The organism is Streptomyces sp. TSRI0107, from assembly GCF_001905845.1.
In the GTDB taxonomy this organism is placed as follows: domain Bacteria; phylum Actinomycetota; class Actinomycetes; order Streptomycetales; family Streptomycetaceae; genus Streptomyces.
The window spans coordinates 227,967-248,009 of record NZ_LIVZ01000010.1 but is presented as its reverse complement, the minus strand read 5'-3'; the positions used below and the strand labels follow the sequence as shown (position 1 = coordinate 248,009).

Here is a 20,043-nt window from a genome sequence, read left to right as displayed (position 1 = left end):
ATGACCACCACCACGACGACCGTGCCCCACGTCTGCCGCGTCTGCTCGGGCCCGCTGACCCCGTTCCTCGACCTGGGCCGGCAGCCGCTCTCCGACGCCTTCCGCCTCCCCGACGACCCGGCGGAGGAGTTCTTCTTCCACCTCCGTGTCGGCGTGTGCGGCGACTGCGCCATGGTGCAGCTGCTGGAGGAGGTCCCGCGCGACCGCATGTTCCGCGAGGACTACCCGTACCGCTCGTCCGGCTCCTCGGTCATGCGCGCCCACTTCACGGAAACGGCCCGCCGGCTCCTCGCGACGGAACTGCGCGGCGACGACGCCTTCGCCGTCGAACTGGGCTGCAACGACGGCGTGATGCTGCGCACCGTCAGCGAGGCGGGCGTACGGCACCTGGGCGTGGAGCCGTCCGGCGGGGTGGCGGAACTGGCGCGCGGCAAGGGCGTACGCGTCCGCACGGCGTTCTTCGAGGAGGACACGGCGAGGGACATCGCGGCGACGGAAGGCCGCGCGGACGTCGTCTACGCCGCGAACACCCTCTGCCACATCCCCTACCTGGACTCGGTGTTCCGCGGCCTGGACGCGATCCTGAAGCCGACGGGCGTGTTCGTCTTCGAGGACCCGTACCTGGGCGACATCGTCGACCGCACCTCCTTCGACCAGATCTACGACGAGCACTTCTACTTCTTCACCGCCCGCTCGGTCCGCGCCCTGGCCCGCCGCCACGGCTTCGACCTGGTCGACGTCGAACGCCTTCCCGTGCACGGCGGCGAGGTCCGCTACACCCTGTCCCGCACGGGCACCCGCACCCCGTCCCCGGCAGTGGCGGCCCTGCTGGCGGAGGAAGAAGGAACCGCCCTCCACGACCTGAAGACCCTCGAATCCTTCGCGACCCGCGTCGACGGCGTCCGCGCCGACCTCCACGCCCTCCTGACCCGCCTCCGCGCGGAGGGCGCGTCGGTCGTGGCGTACGGCGCCACCGCGAAGAGCGCGACGGTCACCAACTACTGCGACCTGACCCCGGCCCTGATCTCCCGGGTCCACGACACCACCCCCGCCAAACAGGGCCGCCTCACCCCGGGCGCCCGCCTCCCCGTCCACCCGGCCTCCGACTTCACCGCCCCGTACCCCGACTACGCGCTCCTCTTCGCCTGGAACCACGCGGAGGAGATCATGGCGAAGGAGACCGCGTTCCGCGCGGCGGGCGGCAAGTGGATCACGTATGTGCCGGAGGTTCGCGTCCTCTGAACGAGAAAACCCCAGGCCAATGGACACGTGGCCTGGGGTTTTTCAGAGCCGCTTTCGGGATTCGAACCCGAGACCTACGCATTACGAGTGCGTTGCTCTGGCCATCTGAGCTAAAGCGGCGCGTCGCCCGCACTATGGTGCGATCGGCGACGTCGGTAAGTCTACACAGTTTCCGGGGGTGCTTCGCACCAGCCCCGGGGCGGGGGCGCCGGGGCCGGTGGGGAGGGCCGTGCGGTGTTATGAGCAGCGCTTCCCGTCGGCGGGCGGGGTGCCGCGCAGGAGGTAGGCGTTGATCGTGCTGTCGATGCAGTCGCTGCCGCGGCCGTAGGCGGTGTGGCCGTCGCCGTCGTAGGTGAGGAGGCGGCCGGAGGAGAGCTGGCCGGCGAGGGCCTGGGCCCAGGGGTAGGGGGTCGCCGGGTCGCGGGTGGTGCCGACGACGACGATCGGCTTGGCGCCCGGCGCCTCGATGCGGTGGGCCTCACCGGCGGGGGCCACCGGCCAGTACGTGCAGTTCAGCGCGGCCCACGCCAGGCCCTCGCCGAAGACCGGGGACGCCTTCTCGAACTCGGGCAGCGAGTTGCGGACGTCGTCGGGGCCGGTGAAGGCGGGCGGCAGGTCGAGGCAGTTCACGGCGGCGTTGGCGGACATCAGGTTCGAGTAGGCGCCGTCCGCGTCGCGCTCGTAGTAGCTGTCGGACAGGGCCAGCAGGCCTGTGCCGTCGTTCTCGTTCATCGCCGAGGTCAGCGCCTCGCGCAGCTGCGGCCAGGCCGTCTCGTCGTACATCGCCGCGATCACACCGGTGGTGGCCAGCGACTCGCCGAGTTCACGCCCGTCCGGGTCACTGGTGGGGACCGGCTTCGCGTCCAGCCGGCCGAAGAACGCCTTCAGGTTCTTGCCGACCTGCTCGGGCGGGGTGCCGGGCTCGCCGAGGGGGCAGTCGGGCTGCCGTACGCAGTCCTTCGCGAACGCCTGGAACGCGGTCTCGAAGCCCGCCGTCTGGTCGACGTTCAGCCGGCGCGCGGACAGCGACGGATCCATCGCGCCGTCCAGCACCAGCCGGCCCGCCCGGTCGGGGAAGAGCCCGGCGTACGTCGCGCCGATGAGAGTGCCGTACGACGCCCCCACGTACGTCAGCTGCTCGTCGCCCAGCACCTCCCGCAGGATGTCCATGTCCCGCGCCGCCTCGACGGTGGAGACGTGCCGCAGCAGCTCCGGCGCGTCCGCGCCGCATCCCTCGGCGAACTTCTTGTACGCGTCGACCAGTCCGGCGCGCTCCCGCTCGTCGTCGGGCGTGGTGTCCGTCTGCGTGTACGTGTCCATGGCCGGCCCGTCCAGGCATTCGACGGGCTCGCTGCGGGCGACCCCGCGGGGGTCGACGGCCACCATGTCGTAGCGGGCGCGGACCTCCTCCGGGTAGCCGAGCGCCGCGTAGTTCTGGAGGTAGCCGATCGCCGAGCCGCCCGGCCCGCCCGGGTTCACCAGCAGCGAGCCCAGCCGCTCACCCGGCCCGGTGGCCTTCTTGCGGGCCACCGCGAGCCGGACGTCACCCTCGCCGGGGGCGGCGTAGTCGAGTGGGGCGCGCAGGGTGGCGCATTCGAAGCCGGGGGCACCGCAGGCGCGCCAGCTGAGCTTCTGCGCGTAGTACGGCGCGAGCGCGGCCGGGGTGGCGCGCGGCAGGGCGGTCAGCGTGGCCTGGCCCGCCTGTGCCGCCCGCGCCGCCGAGGTGGCGGAGCTCGTGGAACTTCCGGTGCTGCAGGCGGAGACGACCAGCGCGGCGGCGGCGAGGAGGACGGCTCCGGTTCGGGACCTGGACCTGGACCTGCGGTGGGGGCGCCTTGAGTACATTCAGCGAGCGTAACCCTGCGCGACCGTTCGTACGCTCTGTGTGGCGGGCGTGCCACGGATGGGTGGTGGTTGTCCGACGGAAGGGGGACGCCGTCGAACGACGAACCTCGACGGACGACGTACGTACCTCGACGGACGACGGACCCCGTCGATACGGTCCGTCAGCCCGCTCTCAGTGCCATCGTCATCGCCTCCACCGCCAGCAGCGGCGCCACGTTGCGGTCCAGGGCGTCCCGGCAGGCGGCGATCGCCTCGATCCGGCGCAGGGTGGTCTCCGGGGAGCTGCCGCGGGCGATCCGCTCCAGGGCGTCCTCGGCGTCGGTGTTGGCGAGGGCGACGCGGGAGCCGAGCTGGAGGGCGAGGACGTCGCGGTAGAAGGCGGTGAGGTCGGTCAGGGCGAGGTCGAGGCTGTCGCGCTGGGTGCGGGTGCGGCGGCGCTTCTGCTTGTCCTCCAGGTCCTTCATCACGCCTGCCGTGCCGCGCGGCATCCGGCCGCCCTGGGCCGCTCCGAGGGCCGCCTTCAGCTCCTCGGTCTCCTTGGCGTCGACCTCCTCGGCGAGCTGCTTGGCGTCCTCCGCGGCCGCGTCCACCAGCTCCTGTGCGGCCTTGAGCGCGCCTCCGACGTCGTCGATGCGCAGCGGCAGCTTCAGCACGGAGGCGCGGCGCTCCCGCGCGGCCGGGTCGGTGGCCAGGCGCCGGGCGCGGTCGACATGGCCCTGGGTGGCCCGCGCGGCCGCGGCGGCGACCTCCGGCTCGACGCCTTCCCGGCGGATCAGCATGTCGGCGACGGCGTCCACGGACGGCGTGCTCAGGTTCAGGTGCCGGCAGCGGGAGCGGATCGTCGGCAGCACGTCCTCGATGGAGGGCGCGCACAGCAGCCAGACCGTGCGGGGGGCGGGCTCCTCGACGGCCTTGAGGACGGCGTTCGCCGACTTCTCGTTCAGGCGCTCGGCGTCCTCGACGAGGATGATCTGCCAGCGGCCGTTCGCCGGCGAGGTGAACGACTTGCGGACGGTGTCCCGCATGTCCTCGGCGAGGATCTGCGTGCCGACGGCGGCCACCGTGGTGACGTCGGCGTGCGTGCCGACCAGGGCCGTGTGGCAGCCGTCGCAGAAGCCGCAGCCGGGGGCTCCGCCCAGCGCGCGGTCGGGGCTCACGCACTGCAGGGCCGCCGCGAACGCCCGCGCCGCCTGGGCCCGGCCGGCGCCCGGCGGGCCGGTGAACAGCCACGCGTGCGTCATCTTCGACGCCTCCGGCAGCGGCTCGTCGGCCGCGACCGCGGTGACCAGGGCGTCGGCGTCCCGAGCCGCGGCCTCCAGCTGCGCGCTCACCCGCTCCTGCCCGACCAGGTCGTCCCAGACCGCCATGGGCCACCGTGCCCTTCCGTCACATTCCGCGTTACGCCCTCCATTGTGGGGGCGCCCACTGACAGCGAGCGGCGCCCGCCGGCTCCGCCCGCCGCCCGTGGGCCGGGCCGGGGCTCAGCGGCCCCGGTTCCGCCCGCGGCGTCCCTCGTCGCCGTACTCGTCCTCCCGCGGGCCCAGCAGTTCGTCCGCCAGCGTCGGCAGGTCGTCCAGCGGGGTCTCCTCGGCCCAGTCGGACCGCGGCCGGCGCGGGGCGTCACCCTCGGCGGTCTCGGCGTCGACCTGGGGCAGCTCGCGGGTACGGGTACGGTCGTCGGTCCCGTCCGGCTCCTTGCGGAAGAAGCCCTGCGGCACCCGGTCCGCGGGGGCCTCGCCCCGCACCGGGGGCAGCACCGCGGTCTCGTCCGCCGCGTCGGTGACGGGCGGCAGCACCGCCGTCTCGTCGGCCGCCCCGGGCACCGCCGGCAGCACCGCCGTCTCGTCCACGGCACCCGGCGCGTTCGGCGCGGTCGGCGGCTGCGGCAGCTCGGCCGTCACCTCGGAGTCGGGGTCGGGGCCCTTGGCGCGGTCCTCGCGCACCGGGCGCAGTACCGTCGTGGCGTCGTCCGCGGCTCCCGCCCGGCCGGCCGGCTCGCCGTCGGACTTCGCGCCCGGCGTCCCGTCCGGCCGCACGACCGGCGTCGGCACGGTCAGCGCCTCCGAAGGAGCCACGGTCCCGGCGGCGCCGGGCGCGGCAGCCCCGGGCGCGGCCGGCTTCGGCCCGGCCTGGGCCACGGCCGCCGCCTGCTCGGCCGCCCGGCGGGCCTCCTCGGCCCGCAGCAGGGCCTCCTCCGCCTTGCGCTGCTTCTCCACCCGGCGCGCCTCGGCCTCGGCCCGCAGCCGGGCCTCCTCCTCTTCCTGGCGGCGGCGCCGCTCCTCCTCGGCCTTGCGCCGGGCCTCCTCCTCGGCGCGGGCCTTCTCCTCGGCGAGCAGCCGCTGCCGCTCCTCCTCGGCCCGGCGACGGGCTTCCTCGGCCCGCTGCCGGGCCTCCTCCGCCTGCCGTTCGGCCTCGCGCCGCTGGGCCTCCTCCAGCTCGCGCCGCTTGCGCTCCTCCTCCTCGGCGCGCAGCCGGGCCAGCTGCTCCTGGCGCTCGCGCTCCAGGCGCTCCTCCTCGGCCTTGCGGGCGGCCTCCTCCTCGGCCTTGCGCCGGGCTTCCTCCTCGGCCTTGCGCCGGGCCTCCTCGCGGGCCTCGATCTCGGCCTGGGACAGCGGCAGCACCTGGTCGAGCCGGGCCCGGATGACGGTGGTGACGGCCTCGGGCTCCTGCCCGGCGTCCACGACGAGGTACCGGCCGGGGTCGGACGCGGCCAGCGTCAGGAACCCGGACCGCACGCGCGCGTGGAACTCGGCGGGCTCGGACTCCAGCCGGTCCGGCGCCTCGGTGAACCGCTCGCGCGCGGTCTCCGGGGCGACGTCCAGCAGCACGGTCAGGTGCGGGACGAGACCGTCGGTGGCCCAGCGGTTGATCCGGGCGACCTCCGTCGGGGACAGGTCGCGGCCGGCGCCCTGGTAGGCGACGGACGAGTCGATGTACCGGTCGGAGATGACGACCGCGCCCCGCTCCAGCGCGGGCCGCACCACGGTGTCGACGTGCTCCGCGCGGTCGGCGGCGTACAGCAGCGCCTCCGCGCGGTGCGACAGTCCGGCGCTGGACACGTCGAGCAGGATGGACCGCAGCCGCTTGCCGACCGGCGTCGCGCCGGGCTCGCGGGTCACCACGACCTCGTGCCCCTTGGCCCGGATCCACTCGGCGAGCGCCTCGGCCTGGGTGGACTTCCCGGCGCCGTCGCCGCCCTCCAGGGCGATGAAGAAGCCGGTCGCGGCGGGCGCCTGCACCGGGTCGTCGCCGCCGAGCACCGCGTCGCGCAGGTCGTGCCGCAGCGGCACGCCGGAGCGGTCGTCGAGCTTGGCGAGGACCAGCGCGGCCACCGGCAGCAGCAGCGCGCCGACCAGCATCAGCGTGAAAGCCGCCCCGCCGTGCGCGAAGACGAACTTGCCGCTCTCCAGCCGGTGCGGCCCGATCAGCGCCGCCACCAGGGGCGCGATCAGCGCGCCGAGCGCGACGAAGACCCGGACGACGGCGTGCAGGTGCTCGGTGGTGCGGGGGCGGCGGAAGTCCTCGGTCTCCTGGTCGAGCAGCGCGTGCCCGGTGTTGGCGGCCATGCCCGCGGCGACGCCGGCCAGCGCGGTGATCAGCAGCACGGTGGTGACGTCCGGGACGAGCCCGGCGGCCAGCAGCGCCACGCCGGTGACGGCGACCGACAGCGCCAGCATCCGGCGCCGCGACAGCGACACCAGCACCTTCGGCGCCGTACGGATGCCGATGCCGACCCCGCCGGTCAGCGCGAGCACCAGCAGGCCGAAGGTGACCGGGCCGCCGCCCAGGTCCTTGGCGTGCAGCACGGACACGGCGACGGCGGCGGCGACCGCGCCGGCGACGGCGGCGCAGGCGAGCACGAGCAGCGGGATCGCGCCGGTACGGCCCTTGTCGGCGCCGGTGCCGGTCTTCGGGCGGCGCAGGCCCTCGAGCGGCGACCGCGCGCGGGGGGTGCGGGTGCCGGGCAGCTCCAGGAAGGTCAGCACGGACAGCGAGGCGGCGAACAGCCCGGCCGCGACGTACGAGCCGAGGGCCGCCTGGTGCTCGGCGAACCAGGCGATGCCGGCGCCGAGGAGGTTGTTCAGCAGGGAAGCGGCGACGAGTACGGCGGCCGCGACAGGTACCGCCAGGAAGGCGGTGCGCAGCGCCAGGCGGCGCAGGGCGTCCATGTGGTCCGGCAGCGGCCGTACCGTCGCGCCCTCCAGGGGCGGGGCCGGCAGCAGCGCGGGCGCGGCGCTCTCCCGGCACACCGTCCAGAAGCGCTCGGCGACGCCGGTGACGAAGACGGTGACCAGGAGGACGGCGAGCGCGTCGTCCGGCGTCCAGTCGATCCACAGCGGGGCCACGATCAGCAGCGCGGCCCGCAGGCCGTCCGCGCCGACCATGGTCCAGCGGCGGTCGAGCGGGCCGTCCTGGGAGGTCAGTGAGGTGAGCGGGCCGAGGAGCACCGCGCCGAAGAGCAGGGTGGCGAGGATCCGCACCCCGAAAACGGTCGCCACTGCGAACGCCACGCCCCGGTAGCCGCCGCCGAAGGAGGCCTCGGCGATGGCGGTCTGGAGGACGAGGAGGACCAGCACGAGAAGAGCGAGGACGTCACCGACCCCGCTCACCAGGTGCGCACTCCACAGGCGCCGCAACTGCGGCTGTCGCAACAGGGAACGGACAGCGCGCTCGCGGGAGTCCGCGACCAGCGCGTCGTCGGGGTCCGGGTGAGGGGCCGTTGGCTGCTCGGCTCGCGTCATGCTTTCAGCCTATCGGGCCCCGCCGACACTCCGGAGCAGTGCCCGAACGCCCGCACGCCCCGGCACCCGAACGGTGGCGAGGCGTTGGTTTCGCGAACGCCGGACGGGGGCACCCGCCCGGCGTTCGTCTTGGGGCTCAGTCCTCGGACGCCGTCCTGGACGCCGTGGTCTTCTTCGCGGCCGTCTTCTTCGTGGCGGTCGCCTTCGCGGCGGTCGCCTTCGTGGCGGTCGCCTTCGCGGCGGTCGCCTTCGTGGCGGTCGTCTTCTTGGCCGCGGTCTTCTTCGCGGCCGTCGTCTTCTTCGCCGCCGTGGTCTTCTTGGCGGCGGTCTTCTTCGCGGTCGTGGTCTTGGCGGCCGTGGTCTTCTTCGTGGCCGCCTTCTTCGCCGTCTTCTTGGCGGGGCCCTTCGCCCGCTTCTCGGCGAGCAGCTCGAAGCCACGCTCGGGCGTGATCGTCTCGACGCTGTCGCCGGAGCGCAGGGTCGCGTTGGTCTCGCCGTCGGTGACGTACGGGCCGAAGCGGCCGTCCTTCACCACGACCGGCTTCTCGCTGACCGGGTCGGTGCCCAGCTCCTTCAGCGGCGGCTTGGCGGCCGCGCGGCCACGCTGCTTGGGCTGGGCGTAGATCGCCTGCGCCTCCTCCAGCGTGATCGTGAAGAGCTGCTCCTCGGACGTGAGCGACCGAGAGTCCGTGCCCTTCTTCAGGTACGGGCCGTAGCGGCCGTTCTGCGCGGTGATCTCCTGGCCGTCGGCGTCGGTGCCGACCGTCCGCGGCAGCGACATCAGCTTCAGCGCGTCGTCGAGGGTCACCGTGTCCAGCGACATCGACTTGAACAGGGAGGCCGTGCGCGGCTTGACCGCGTTCTTGCCGGTCTTCGGGGTGCCCTCGGGGAGGATCTCCGTGACGTACGGGCCGTAGCGGCCGTCCTTGGCGACGATCTGGTGGCCGGTGGCCGGGTCGGTGCCCAGCTCGAAGTCGCCGCTCGGCTTGGCGAGCAGTTCCTCGGCCAGCTCGACGGACAGCTCGTCGGGCGCCAGGTCTGCGGGGATGTCGGCCCGCTGGTGGCCCTCGGCGTCCTTCTCACCGCGCTCGATGTACGGCCCGTAGCGGCCGACGCGCAGCACGATGTCGTTGCCCACCGGGAACGACGACACCTCGCGCGCGTCGATCGCGCCCAGGTCGGTCACCAGTTCCTTGAGGCCGCCGAGGTGGTCCCCGTCGCCGTTGCCGGCGTCGGCGGCCACGCCCTCGACGGTGCCCTCGCCGAAGTAGAACCGCTTCAGCCACGGCACGGCCCGCGCCTCACCGCGCGCGATGCGGTCGAGGTCGTCCTCCATCTTGGCGGTGAAGTCGTAGTCGACGAGCCGCCCGAAGTGCTTCTCCAGCAGGTTGACCACGGCGAAGGACAGGAAGGACGGCACGAGCGCCGTGCCCTTCTTGAACACATAGCCGCGGTCGAGGATCGTGCCGATGATCGACGCGTACGTCGACGGGCGGCCGATCTCGCGCTCTTCCAGCTCCTTGACCAGCGAGGCCTCGGTGTAGCGGGCCGGGGGCTTGGTCGCGTGGCCGTCGGCGGTGATCTCCTCGGCGCTCAGCGGGTCGCCCTCGGCGACCTGCGGCAGCCGGCGCTCGCGGTCGTCGAGCTCGGCGTTCGGGTCGTCCGCGCCCTCGACGTAGGCCTTGAGGAAGCCGTGGAAGGTGATGGTCTTGCCGGACGCGCTGAACTCGACGTCCCGCCCGTCGGCGGCGGTGCCGCCGATCTTGACGGTGACGGAGTTGCCCGTGGCGTCCTTCATCTGGGAGGCGACGGTCCGCTTCCAGATCAGCTCGTACAGCTTGAACTGGTCGCCGGTCAGACCGGTCTCCGCGGGCGTGCGGAAACGATCACCCGAGGGGCGGATCGCCTCGTGCGCCTCCTGCGCGTTCTTGACCTTCGCGGCATACGTCCGCGGCTGCGGCGGCAGGTAGTCGGCGCCGTACAGCTGCGTGACCTGGGCGCGGGCGGCGGCGATCGCCGTGTCGCTCAGCGTCGTGGAGTCCGTACGCATGTACGTGATGTAGCCGTTCTCGTACAGCTTCTGCGCGATCTGCATCGTGGCCTTCGCGCCGAAGCCGAGCTTGCGGCTGGCCTCCTGCTGGAGGGTCGTCGTACGGAACGGGGCGTACGGCGAGCGGCGGTACGGCTTGGACTCGACGGAGCGGACGGCGAACCGGGTGTTCTCCAGCGCGGCGGCGAGCGCGCGGGCGTTCGCCTCGTCGAGGTGGAGGATGTTCGCGCTCTTCAGCTGCCCCAGGGAGTCGAAGTCGCGGCCCTGCGCGATACGCCGGCCGTCGACCGTCTGCAGCCGGGCGACCAGCGACGACGGGTCGGACGGGTCGCCCGCGCGGCCGGTGGCGAAGGTGCCGGTCAGGTCCCAGTACTCGGCGGAGCGGAACGCCATGCGCTCGCGCTCCCGCTCGACGACGAGCCGGGTGGCGACGGACTGCACACGGCCCGCCGACAAGCGCGGCATGACCTTCTTCCACAGCACCGGCGAGACCTCGTAGCCGTAGAGGCGGTCGAGGATGCGGCGGGTCTCCTGGGCGTCGACCAGCTTCTGGTTGAGCTGGCGCGGGTTGGCCACGGCGGCCTGGATCGCGGCCTTGGTGATCTCGTGGAAGACCATCCGCTTGACCGGGACCTTGGGCTTGAGCACCTCCTGGAGGTGCCAGGCGATGGCCTCGCCCTCGCGGTCCTCATCGGTGGCGAGGTAGAGCTCGTCGGACTCCTTCAGCAGGTCCTTGAGCTTCTTGACCTGGGCCTTCTTGTCGGCGTTGACCACATAGATCGGCTGGAAGTCATGGTCGACGTCCACACCGAGGCGGCGGACTTCGCCGGTGTACTTCTCCGGCACCTCCGCGGCGCCGTTGGGAAGGTCGCGGATGTGCCCGACGCTCGCTTCGACTACGTAGCCGGGGCCCAGGTAGCCCTTGATCGTCTTCGCCTTGGCAGGCGACTCGACGATGACGAGTCGGCGGCCGCCCTGTGCGGTCTCGCTGGTCGGGGACAACTTCGCTCTTCTCTCCGGTCGACGCTGGGGCCTCCCCAGGCCTTCGTTCCCGGGGTCGGGTCATGGTGACGCTGCGGAGTGTGACGGTACATCCCGCCCCCGTGTCAAACGGGAAAAGCCCGCAACGGCCACTCGAACGGTAACCCGACTTCCGCCATTCCTGCCGCACGGAGTGCCCAGAGCCGTTTTCCGGCCGATCCGGAGCGTGATCTCCCGATTACTGCGGAGGGAACCCTTCCGGAGTGCTCAGACCCGTGTGAAGCACCATGCCCCGACCACCAGCGCGAGCACCGCGGCGACGCTCGCGAGAGCCGCCGATGCGACCGGACTCACACCGTGGGCGACGGGCTGCCGCTGCCGCGTCCGCACTCCGATCCACACCAGCAGTCCGCCCCCGAACAGGGCGAACACCAATCCCGCGAAGATCGCCGGCCCGCTCTCCATGGCTCCCCGTGCCCCTTTTCTACGTCCACGCGTGCCCCGCCCTCGGGAGGTTGACACGCGCGGGCTGCGGCCAGGCGAACCCCGGGTGAACGCGAGACCGCCGATCGGTCCGGGCGGGGCGGGCAGGGGGTCAGACGGCGCCGGGCGCCGATATCTTTCCGGTCGTCTTTTCGTTGTCGGCGCGGCTCACCGTGCAGACCACCTTGGTGAAGCCCTGCTCCCAGTCCTCCTCGTCGGCGATCCAGCCGTACACGGTCCGCTCGGAGCCGGGCGCCCAACTCGACTCGAACTTGTTGCCGCACAGCTTGGTCGCGTTGTCGCCGCCCTTGTCGTAGCTCATCCCGTCGGGGGCCTGCGCGGTGCCGACGACCTGGTCGGTGTGCGGTTCCGCGCAGTCGACGAGCGAGGCCCGGTAGCCGTCGTCCAGTTCCTCGTAGTCCCAGCAGTCGCCGACGCTCATCTGCCCGACCCACAGGTCGGTGCCGGTGTCGCGGAAGCGGCCCACCTCGCCGCCGATCGCGGCGTGCCGGCCGAGGACCAGACAGGCCGTGCCACCGTCGGCCTCGGCGAAGCCCTCCCTGGTCGGCAGGACGGCGTAGCCGCCCGCGTCGGGCAGCGCGTCGACGACCGAGCGGGTCTGGTCCGCGCACCGCCGCGCCCCGTTGGCGCGGGCGTCGGCGTGGTCGGCCGCCGTGTCGACGGCCACGACCTGACCGTCCGGCCAGTCGTCGGCGCAGTCCACGACGCCGAGGTTCGGCGCCGACTCGAACGGCGTCCCGGACCACACCGCCTTCACGCAGTCCCCGGCCGCCAGCGGCTCGCTCAGCCCGACCGCCTCCCCGTACGGCAGCACGGGCCCGGCCGGCGAGGCGGAGTCGTCGACGGGGCTCGCCGACGGCGACGTCCCTAAGGCCGTGTCCTTCTTTCCGGGTCCGTCGTCATCGGTCAGCGACACGGCCGCCCAGCCGCCGAGCCCGACCACGAGGACGACGGCCAGGGCGAGGGCGACGAGGAGGGCGGGCTTGCGGCGGCCGGGGCCGGACGGGGGTGGGAGGTTCGTGCCGGATCCGTACGGCGGCCGGCCCGCACCGCCGCTCGCGTAGGCCGCCGCGTACGGCGCGGCCTGCGTCTGCGCGTACGGGTTGCCCGGTAGCGCGGGGCCGCCCGTGCCGAAGCCGGCGGGCGCGCCCGCCGGGGTGTGCGGGGTCTGCGGGGTGTGCGGGGGCTCCGGGGGGCCGGGTGGGACTGCGGCGCCGTAGGTGCCTGGAGTCGCTGGTGCTCCCGGAGTTCCCGGAGTTCCCGGAGTTCCCGGAGTTCCTGAAGTTCCTGGAGTTCCTGAAGTTCCTGCCGGTGCTGGAGTCCCCGGTGTCACAGCGGCCAACCCTGGCGTTCGCGGAGTTCCAGGAGTTCCCGGAGTTCCTGGAGTTCCAGGAGCCCCCGGCGTCACAGCCGCACCCGGCGTCTCCGGCGTACCCGGTGTTCGCGCCGCCGCCCCGAACCCCGCGGGCGGCGGCCCGAATCCCTGCGGCGCGGCGCCGAACCCACCGGCGTCCCCGGCCCCGGTGCCCCGCCCCGCCACCCACTCCAGCCCACGCGCCACCGTCTCCGGTGCCGACCTGCGTACCGGGTCCTTGACCAGCAGTCCCTGAAGTACCGGTGCCAGTTCCCCGGCCCGTGCCGGCGGTGTCGGCTCCTCGCCCAGCAGGGCGGTCAGCGTGGCGTACTCGCCGTTGCGGTCGAAGGGGCCGCGGCCCTCGACCGCCCAGTACAGCGTGGCGCCGAGGGAGAAGAGGTCGGCGGCCGGGGTGGGCGGCTCGCCGCGGGCCCGCTCCGGGGCGAGGTAGCCGGGCGTGCCGAGGATGCCGGCGGTGGCGGTGAGCCGGGGTTCTCGGGACTCGGGCCGGAGGGCGATGCCGTAGTCGGTGAGCAGCACGCGCGCGTAGGGGTCGCCCGAAGCGTCCGGGGCGAGCAGGATGTTGGCCGGCTTCACGTCCCGGTGCAGGATGCCGATGCGATGGCCGGCGGCGAGCGCGTCCAGCACGGCCAGCCCGATGCGGGCCACGTGCGCGGGCGGCAGCGGCCCGGACCGCCGTACGACCGCCTGGAGGTCGACCGCGTCCGGCACGTACTCCATGACGATCCACGGCAGCCCTTCGTGCACCACCACGTCGTGCACCGTCGCCACATGCGCGTGCCCGCGCAGCCGGGCCGCGTGCCGGGCCTCGCTGCGCGCCCGCGCGATGCGCTGGGCGATCTCGCCCTCGTCCGCCGGCGCGTCCGAGAGCGCGATCTCCTTCATCGCGACATCGCAGGCCAGTTCGTCGTCGTGGGCGAGCCATACCCGACCCATGCCGCCCGCGCCGAGCGCGCGCAGCAGCCGGTAGCGCCCGTTGATGATCCTGCCGTCGCCCTGATCCGGCGTCTCCCCCGCCATCCCGCCTCCCCCGAGGACAGCGCGCCTCCCCCGAGGACGCGTTGAATCTGTTCCCTTGAAGGTAGCTTCGCACCCACCACTGACAGGAGCCCTTTTCCGGATCAATCCAGTCAGATGGGACGCTTGCGCCCCACGGGCCCCACAGGCCTCAGGGGTGACGGCGGGATCACGCCGGTTCGAGGAAGCCCTGCTCCACGAGGAGCCGGATCTGCGCGGGCGTGCGGTCACGCAGCAGGACCGGGTCCTCGCCCACGAGTTGGGCGATCGCGTCGAGGATCCGCCCGGCGCTCAGCGACCCGTCGCAGACCCCGGCGAAGCCGGCGCCCACCGTGTCGACCTTCGTGGCGCGCCGCATGCCGCGGTTCTGGCGCAGCACGACGTGCTCGGGGTCCTCGGCGCCGGGCAGCCCGACCTGTTCCTGGACGACTTCGTCGGCGAGCCGGAAGCGCTCCGCGAGCAGGGCGGCGTCGTCCCGCGCGCGGAGGTAGTCGAGGCGGGCGAAGTGTGCCCGTACCGTTTCGCCGAGCGGCTGTTCGACCGGGTGCGGCCATTCCTCGACGGTGACGGAGGGCTCGGCGGAGGCCGTCCTGCGCAGGGTGATCCAGCCGAAGCCCACGCCCTTCACCTTGCGGGCCTCGAACTCGTCCAGCCAGGCGTCGTACCTCGTCTGGTACTCGGCGGTGTCGCCGCGGTGGTCGCCGGCGTCCCGCAGCCACAGCTCGGCGTACTGCGTCACGTCCTGCACCTCGCGCTGCACGATCCACGCGTCGCACCCGCGCGGCACCCACGACCGCAGCCGGTCCTGCCAGTCCTCCCCCTCCACGTGCTGCCAGTTGGCGAGGAACTGCGCGAACCCGCCCTCGTTCAGCCGCTCCCCCGCCTGCCGAACGAGCGTGCGGCACAGATCGTCGCCGCCCATGCCGCCGTCGCGGTAGGTCAGCCGGGCGCCCGGCGAGATCACGAAGGGCGGGTTCGAGACGATCAGGTCGTACGTCTCACCCTCCTCGACCGGCTCGAACAGCGAGCCCTCCCGCAGTTCGGCGGCCGGGGCGCCGGACAGCGCGAGGGTGAGCGCGGTGATGTGCAGGGCGCGCGGGTTGACGTCCGTCGCGGTCACGCGCGTGGCGTGCTGGGCGGCGTGCAGCGCCTGGATGCCGGAGCCGGTGCCGAGGTCGAGGGCCGAGGTGACGGGCGTCCGTACGGTGATCCCGGCCAGCGTCGTCGAGGCGCCGCCGACCCCGAGCACCACGCTCTCGTCCCGGCGCCCGATGCCTCCGGCGCCGCCGACCGCGCAGCCCAGGTCGGACACGATGAACCAGTCCTCGCCGCCGGGTCCGCCGTACGGCCGCACGTCCACGGTGGCCGCCAGTTCGTCCTGGCCGGCCGGGACCAGCCAGCCGCTCTCCAGGCACGCCTCGACCGGCAGCACGTCCGTCACGCGCGCGTGCGGCACGGGCTGCTGCAACAGGAACAGGCGTACGAGCATCTCCAGCGGCGTGTCCCCGCGGGTGGCCCGGAGCGCGGGCACGGTCTCGCTGCGGGCCAGCGCCGCGTACGCGGGGGCACCGAGCAGTTCGAGCAGTCCGTCGGCGGTGAAGGAGGCCCCGAGCAGGGCCTCCCGCAGCCGGGCGGCGACCTCGGGGCGGTCGGTGGCGGGCAGGGGGGACGGCGAGGAGAGGCTGGCGTTGCTCACCACCCCATTGTGTCGGCTCCCACCGACACCGCACGCGCGCGTGCGTTCCGGCCGCGTCCCGGCCGCATCCTGAGCCCCGCGCGGGCACCGCTTTCAGCCCCGCGCGGACCTCCCTTTCGGCCCGGTGCCCTACGCGGCCGCCGGCGACCCCGTCGCGGACGCCGACTTGCAGCTCTCCTGCTTGCCCATCGCCTGGCCGACCTCGCCCTCCTCCAGCGTCTTGAGCGCGTCGTTGCCGCTCTTGCTGAGCTTGTCCAGCTCGGTGGCGACGTCCTTGAGGCCGTCGGCGAACTCGGCCTGGTCCTTGGTGTCGAGCCCGTCGACCTGCTTCTTCAGGGAGGCGTAGGAGGCGGAGATGGCGTTGAGCTCCTTGACCGCGTCCTGCTGCTTCTTCTCGCCGTTCTCCACGTTCGGCGCACCGGCCTTGGTGATGGCCGTACCGATCGCCTTGTAGGCGTCGGACATGTCCTGGAAGGCCTTGGAGTCCGCCTTCTGGACCTCTTCCGGCGTGCTGTTGTCCGAGGTCTCCTTCTGGATCGAGGCGTTGGCGGCCTTGATCTTCTGCGCCTGAACCTGCACCGAGTCGCACACCTGCTTGGCCCAGGCGTCCAGCTTCTCGTTGCCTTCGTCGTCGCTGCTGCATCCGGACAGCGCCAGTACCAGTACCGCACCGCCGGACAGTGCGGCCGCGAGCTTCTTGTTCACCGGATTGGTCCCTTCCATGGCTCTCGGCCCCGGAACATACACGCCAAGCGCACGACAATCGCACGATGAGCATCCCATATGAACCGTTTATAACCATTTGCATCAAGCGAGAGAAGGCTCACGGCGAAAGCGGGCACACAAGCGGGGCGGGCGGGTAGCGCGCCAACGCGCGCCGCCCGCCCGCCCCTTGGGACGAACCGCTGCCGACCGCCTACGAAACCGCCGCCGCATCGGGCGACTTGGAGCCCGACCCGGCATCGTCCTCGTCGCCCATGGCGATCCCGCGCCGCTTGGACACGTACACCGCGCCCAGGATCACCAGGAAGGCGATCACGGCCACCAGCACCCGCACTGCGACGTTCGCGTCGTCGCCGTAGGAGAACTTGATGACCGCCGGCGCGATCAGCAGCGACACCAGGTTCATCACCTTCAGCAGCGGGTTGATCGCCGGGCCCGCGGTGTCCTTGAACGGGTCGCCGACCGTGTCGCCGATCACCGTCGCGGCATGGGCTTCACTGCCCTTGCCGCCGTGGTGACCGTCCTCGACCAGCTTCTTGGCGTTGTCCCAGGCGCCACCGGAGTTGGCGAGGAACACGGCCATCAGCGTGCCCGCGCCGATCGCGCCCGCGAGATAGGCGCCGAGCGCGCCGACGCCCAGCGTGAACCCGATGAAGATCGGCGCCATCACGGCGAGCAGACCGGGCGTGGCCAGCTCCCGCAGCGCGTCCTTCGTACAGATGTCGACGACCTTCCCGTACTCCGGGGTCTCGCTGTAGTCCATGATTCCCGGCTTCTCACGGAACTGCCGCCGCACCTCGAACACCACCGAACCCGCCGACCGCGACACGGCGTTGATGGCCAGTCCGGAGAAGAGGAAGACGACCGCCGCGCCCGCGATGAGACCGACGAGGTTGTTGGGCTGCGAGATGTCCATGGCCAGCGTGAGCGGCGCGCCCTCGCCGCTGAGCTTCTCGCCGACGTCGCGTGCGCCGGTGGTGATGGCGTCACGGTACGACCCGAAGAGCGCCGCCGCCGCGAGCACGGCCGTGGCGATGGCGATGCCCTTGGTGATGGCCTTGGTCGTGTTGCCGACGGCGTCCAGGTTGGTGAGCACCTGCGCGCCCGCCCCCTCGACGTCGCCGGACATCTCGGCGATGCCCTGGGCGTTGTCGGAGACCGGCCCGAAGGTGTCCATCGCGACGATCACTCCGACCGTGGTGAGCAGGCCGGTGCCGGCCAGCGCCACCGCAAACAGCGCGAGCATGATCGACGTACCGCCGAGCAGGAAGGCCCCGTAGACGCCGAGGCCGATCAACAGGGCGGTGTAGACAGCCGATTCGAGGCCCACCGAGATACCGGCGAGTACGACGGTGGCGGGACCCGTGAGCGAGGTCTTGCCGATGTCCCGCACCGGGCGGCGGGTGGTCTCGGTGAAGTAGCCGGTGAGCTGCTGGATGACGGCGGCGAGCAGGATACCGATCGCCACCGCGACCAGCGCGAGGATCCGCGGGTCGCCGTCCTTCGCCAGGATCGCCTCGTCGGTGACCCCGTCCAGCTCCGAGTACTTCCCCGGCAGATAGACGAACACCGCGACCGCCACCAGCACCAGCGAGATCACCGCGGAGATGAAGAAACCGCGGTTGATCGCGCTCATCCCGCTGCGGTCGGCGCGCCGCGGGGCGACCGCGAAGATGCCGATCATCGCGGTGAGCACGCCGATCGCCGGGACGAGCAGCGGGAATCCCAGACCGGCGTCGCCGAACGCCGCGGTGCCCAGGATCAGCGCGGCCACCAGGGTCACGGCGTACGACTCGAAGAGGTCGGCCGCCATGCCCGCGCAGTCGCCGACGTTGTCGCCCACGTTGTCGGCGATGGTCGCGGCATTGCGCGGATCGTCCTCCGGAATGCCCTGCTCCACCTTGCCGACCAGGTCGGCGCCGACGTCGGCGGCCTTGGTGAAGATGCCGCCGCCGACTCGCATGAACATCGCGATGAGCGCCGCGCCGAGACCGAAGCCCTCCAGCACCTTCGGCGCGTCGGCCGCGTACACCAGCACCACGCAGGAGGCGCCCAGCAGACCGAGCCCCACCGTGAACATGCCGACGACGCCGCCGGTACGGAAAGCGATCTTCATCGCTTTGTGCGCGACGGCGGTGAGATCCTTTTCCGGCTCACCCGGCGCGGGCGTCGCTTCCCGGGCCGCCGCGGCGACCCGCACATTGCTGCGCACGGCGAGCCACATGCCGATATAACCGGTGGCCGCCGAGAACGCGGCACCGATCAAGAAGAACACCGATCGTCCGGCACGCTGATTCCAGTCGTCCGCGGGCAGCAGCATGAGCAGGAAGAACACCACGACCGCGAATACGCCGAGGGTGCGCAACTGCCGTGCCAGATAGGCGTTCGCGCCCTCCTGCACCGCTGCCGCGATCTTCTTCATGCTGTCGGTGCCCTCGCCGGCCGCGAGCACCTGCCGCAGCAGGACTCCGGCGACCAGGAGCGCGGCCAGTGCCACGACCGCGATGACGACCACCATGGCCCGGTTGCCGTCGGTGAGAACCGCGGCCGCGAGGGCGGTGGAGTGATCCAGCTGATCGAGCTGATCTGGAGAAGAAAGCCCCGCCATTCGTCCTCCTTGACGCTTGGGCTGAGCTCAAGATGTGGACGGATTCTAGAGATCTGTTCCGGATCAAAACAGTACGCGGGAAACGGAATCAGTACACCCCGGTGGGCCGCCGGTAATGCCTCGAAAGCATTCTGGGGACGCTGGTCCATTCGGGTGATTGGGTGATCGGAAATTGATCGTGAAATGCTTCACGAATTCCCGGGACGCGTCGCCGCTCCCGTGCCCCCGTGCCCCCGTGGGCAAAAACAGCGAGGGCCCTGCTGAGCAGGGCCCTCGGAGTTCGTGCGAGCGGGTGCGCGCGTCAGGGAAGTACCACGGTCGGCGGGGGCGTGGTCGGCCAGGTCATCCGGATCTGCCCGCCGTCGGCGCCGGTGTTGACCTCCACGTCGTCGACGAGGCCGCTGATGACCGCGAGGCCCATCTCGTCCTCCTCGGCCTCCGCGTCGGCGTCGTCGGACGCGCCGGGGGCACCGCCGGACACCGGGTGCGGTGCCTCGTCGCCGACCTCGATGGAGAACTGCTTCTCGTCCTCGATCAGCAGCACCCGCACCGGCGCGGTGATCCCGCTGTTCTGATGCAGTCCGACCGCGCGGGAGCAGGCCTCACCGACGGCGAGCCGGACCTCGTCGAGGACGGCCTCGTCCACTCCGGCCTTGCGGGCGACGGAAGCGGCCACCAGTCGGGCGGTCCTGACATGTCCGGGGACCGCACTGAAGCGGAGCTCAACGGTGGCCATGCACATCCCCCTCGGAGCTACGGGCGTACTGTCGGAGGGCCGGGCCGCCGAAGCCCAGCCCCCCTCGGTTCACTCTGTGCCGTCCGGGCACACGCCCGGACCGACGGGTCAGTCGGTGGCCGCCACCGCTTCCTCGACCGAGGTGTGAATCGGGAACACCTTGGTGAGGCCGGTGATGCGGAAGATCTTCAAAATGCGCTCCTGGTTGCAGACCAGGCGCAGGGAGCCCTCATGGGCACGCACGCGCTTCAGGCCGCCGACCAGCACGCCGAGCCCGGTGGAGTCGAGGAAGTCCACGCCCTCCATGTCGACGACGAGGTGGAAACTGCCGTCGTTCACCAGCTCGACCAGCTGCTCGCGCAGCTTGGGCGCGGTATATACGTCGATTTCGCCACCGACCCTGACGATCGTGCGATCGCCCATGGTCTCGGTCGACAGGGACAGGTCCACGGATCCTCCAGCACCTTGCTATCGAGCGGTCGCCCTCGGGACATCTCGGCTTTCAGCCCCCAGGACGGTTCGCC

12 protein-coding genes and 1 tRNA gene are annotated in these 20,043 nt (G+C 72.3%); 1 reads left to right on the top strand and 12 read right to left on the bottom strand.

Features of this window, described 5'->3' with window-relative positions; genetic code table 11:
* Nucleotides 1–1,242 carry a class I SAM-dependent methyltransferase gene (locus AMK31_RS27010; RefSeq protein ID WP_073943252.1) on the top strand — a complete coding sequence of 414 codons (1,242 nt, stop codon included), beginning with the start codon at nucleotides 1–3 and terminating at the stop codon, nucleotides 1,240–1,242.
* A 46-nt stretch (nucleotides 1,243–1,288) separates the two neighbouring features.
* Here the strand turns inward: AMK31_RS27010 and AMK31_RS27005 are convergent.
* The 12 genes from AMK31_RS27005 to bldG form a co-directional block, all read right to left on the bottom strand.
* A tRNA-Thr gene (locus AMK31_RS27005) sits at nucleotides 1,289–1,362 on the bottom strand.
* A 117-nt stretch (nucleotides 1,363–1,479) separates the two neighbouring features.
* Nucleotides 1,480–3,087: an alpha/beta hydrolase gene (locus tag AMK31_RS27000; protein WP_073943251.1), complete on the bottom strand. Its 1,608-nt coding sequence runs from the start codon at nucleotides 3,085–3,087 to the stop codon at nucleotides 1,480–1,482.
* Between the two features lie 161 nt (nucleotides 3,088–3,248).
* Nucleotides 3,249–4,454 carry a DNA polymerase III subunit delta' gene (locus AMK31_RS26995; RefSeq protein WP_073943250.1) on the bottom strand — a complete coding sequence of 402 codons (1,206 nt, stop codon included), beginning with the start codon at nucleotides 4,452–4,454 and terminating at the stop codon, nucleotides 3,249–3,251.
* A 114-nt stretch (nucleotides 4,455–4,568) separates the two neighbouring features.
* Entirely contained in the window at nucleotides 4,569–7,829 is a 3,261-nt protein-coding gene (tmk, locus tag AMK31_RS26990) for a dTMP kinase (RefSeq protein WP_073943249.1), read from the bottom strand.
* Between the two features lie 136 nt (nucleotides 7,830–7,965).
* A complete protein-coding gene (topA, locus tag AMK31_RS26985; protein ID WP_073943248.1) occupies nucleotides 7,966–10,881 on the bottom strand; it encodes a type I DNA topoisomerase in 2,916 nt (971 codons plus the stop codon).
* Between the two features lie 246 nt (nucleotides 10,882–11,127).
* Nucleotides 11,128–11,325, bottom strand: coding sequence for a hypothetical protein (locus AMK31_RS26980; protein ID WP_073943247.1), 198 nt, complete (start codon nucleotides 11,323–11,325; stop codon nucleotides 11,128–11,130).
* A gap of 130 nt (nucleotides 11,326–11,455) precedes the next feature.
* Nucleotides 11,456–13,759, bottom strand: coding sequence for a serine/threonine-protein kinase (locus tag AMK31_RS26975; protein ID WP_073943246.1), 2,304 nt, complete (start codon nucleotides 13,757–13,759; stop codon nucleotides 11,456–11,458).
* Between the two features lie 166 nt (nucleotides 13,760–13,925).
* On the bottom strand, nucleotides 13,926–15,452 hold the full coding sequence (locus AMK31_RS26970) for a DUF7059 domain-containing protein (RefSeq protein WP_073943370.1): 1,527 nt from the start codon (nucleotides 15,450–15,452) through the stop codon (nucleotides 13,926–13,928).
* Nucleotides 15,453–15,581: 129 nt separating this feature from the next.
* A complete protein-coding gene (locus AMK31_RS26965; protein WP_073943245.1) occupies nucleotides 15,582–16,175 on the bottom strand; it encodes a small secreted protein in 594 nt (197 codons plus the stop codon).
* A 193-nt stretch (nucleotides 16,176–16,368) separates the two neighbouring features.
* Nucleotides 16,369–18,783 carry a sodium-translocating pyrophosphatase gene (locus tag AMK31_RS26960; protein ID WP_073943244.1) on the bottom strand — a complete coding sequence of 805 codons (2,415 nt, stop codon included), beginning with the start codon at nucleotides 18,781–18,783 and terminating at the stop codon, nucleotides 16,369–16,371.
* Nucleotides 18,784–19,084: 301 nt separating this feature from the next.
* Nucleotides 19,085–19,519: an ATP-binding protein gene (locus tag AMK31_RS26955; RefSeq protein ID WP_073943243.1), complete on the bottom strand. Its 435-nt coding sequence runs from the start codon at nucleotides 19,517–19,519 to the stop codon at nucleotides 19,085–19,087.
* A gap of 108 nt (nucleotides 19,520–19,627) precedes the next feature.
* Nucleotides 19,628–19,969, bottom strand: coding sequence for an anti-sigma factor antagonist BldG (gene bldG / locus AMK31_RS26950; RefSeq protein WP_003991900.1), 342 nt, complete (start codon nucleotides 19,967–19,969; stop codon nucleotides 19,628–19,630).
* Nucleotides 19,970–20,043 lie beyond the last annotated feature (74 nt).

Bases quoted from the DNA above. Each gene is read 5' to 3' on its own strand.
- AMK31_RS26960 (WP_073943244.1), bottom strand. From the start codon at position 18,783: ATGGCGGGGCTTTCTTCTCCAGATCAGCTCGATCAGCTGGATCACTCC.
- tmk (WP_073943249.1), bottom strand. From the start codon at position 7,829: ATGACGCGAGCCGAGCAGCCAACGGCCCCTCACCCGGACCCCGACGAC.
- AMK31_RS26955 (WP_073943243.1), bottom strand. From the start codon at position 19,519: ATGGCCACCGTTGAGCTCCGCTTCAGTGCGGTCCCCGGACATGTCAGG.
- AMK31_RS27000 (WP_073943251.1), bottom strand. From the start codon at position 3,087: ATGTACTCAAGGCGCCCCCACCGCAGGTCCAGGTCCAGGTCCCGAACC.
- AMK31_RS26980 (WP_073943247.1), bottom strand. From the start codon at position 11,325: ATGGAGAGCGGGCCGGCGATCTTCGCGGGATTGGTGTTCGCCCTGTTC.
- AMK31_RS26995 (WP_073943250.1), bottom strand. From the start codon at position 4,454: ATGGCGGTCTGGGACGACCTGGTCGGGCAGGAGCGGGTGAGCGCGCAG.
- AMK31_RS27010 (WP_073943252.1), top strand. From the start codon at position 1: ATGACCACCACCACGACGACCGTGCCCCACGTCTGCCGCGTCTGCTCG.
- AMK31_RS26975 (WP_073943246.1), bottom strand. From the start codon at position 13,759: ATGGCGGGGGAGACGCCGGATCAGGGCGACGGCAGGATCATCAACGGG.
- AMK31_RS26965 (WP_073943245.1), bottom strand. From the start codon at position 16,175: ATGGAAGGGACCAATCCGGTGAACAAGAAGCTCGCGGCCGCACTGTCC.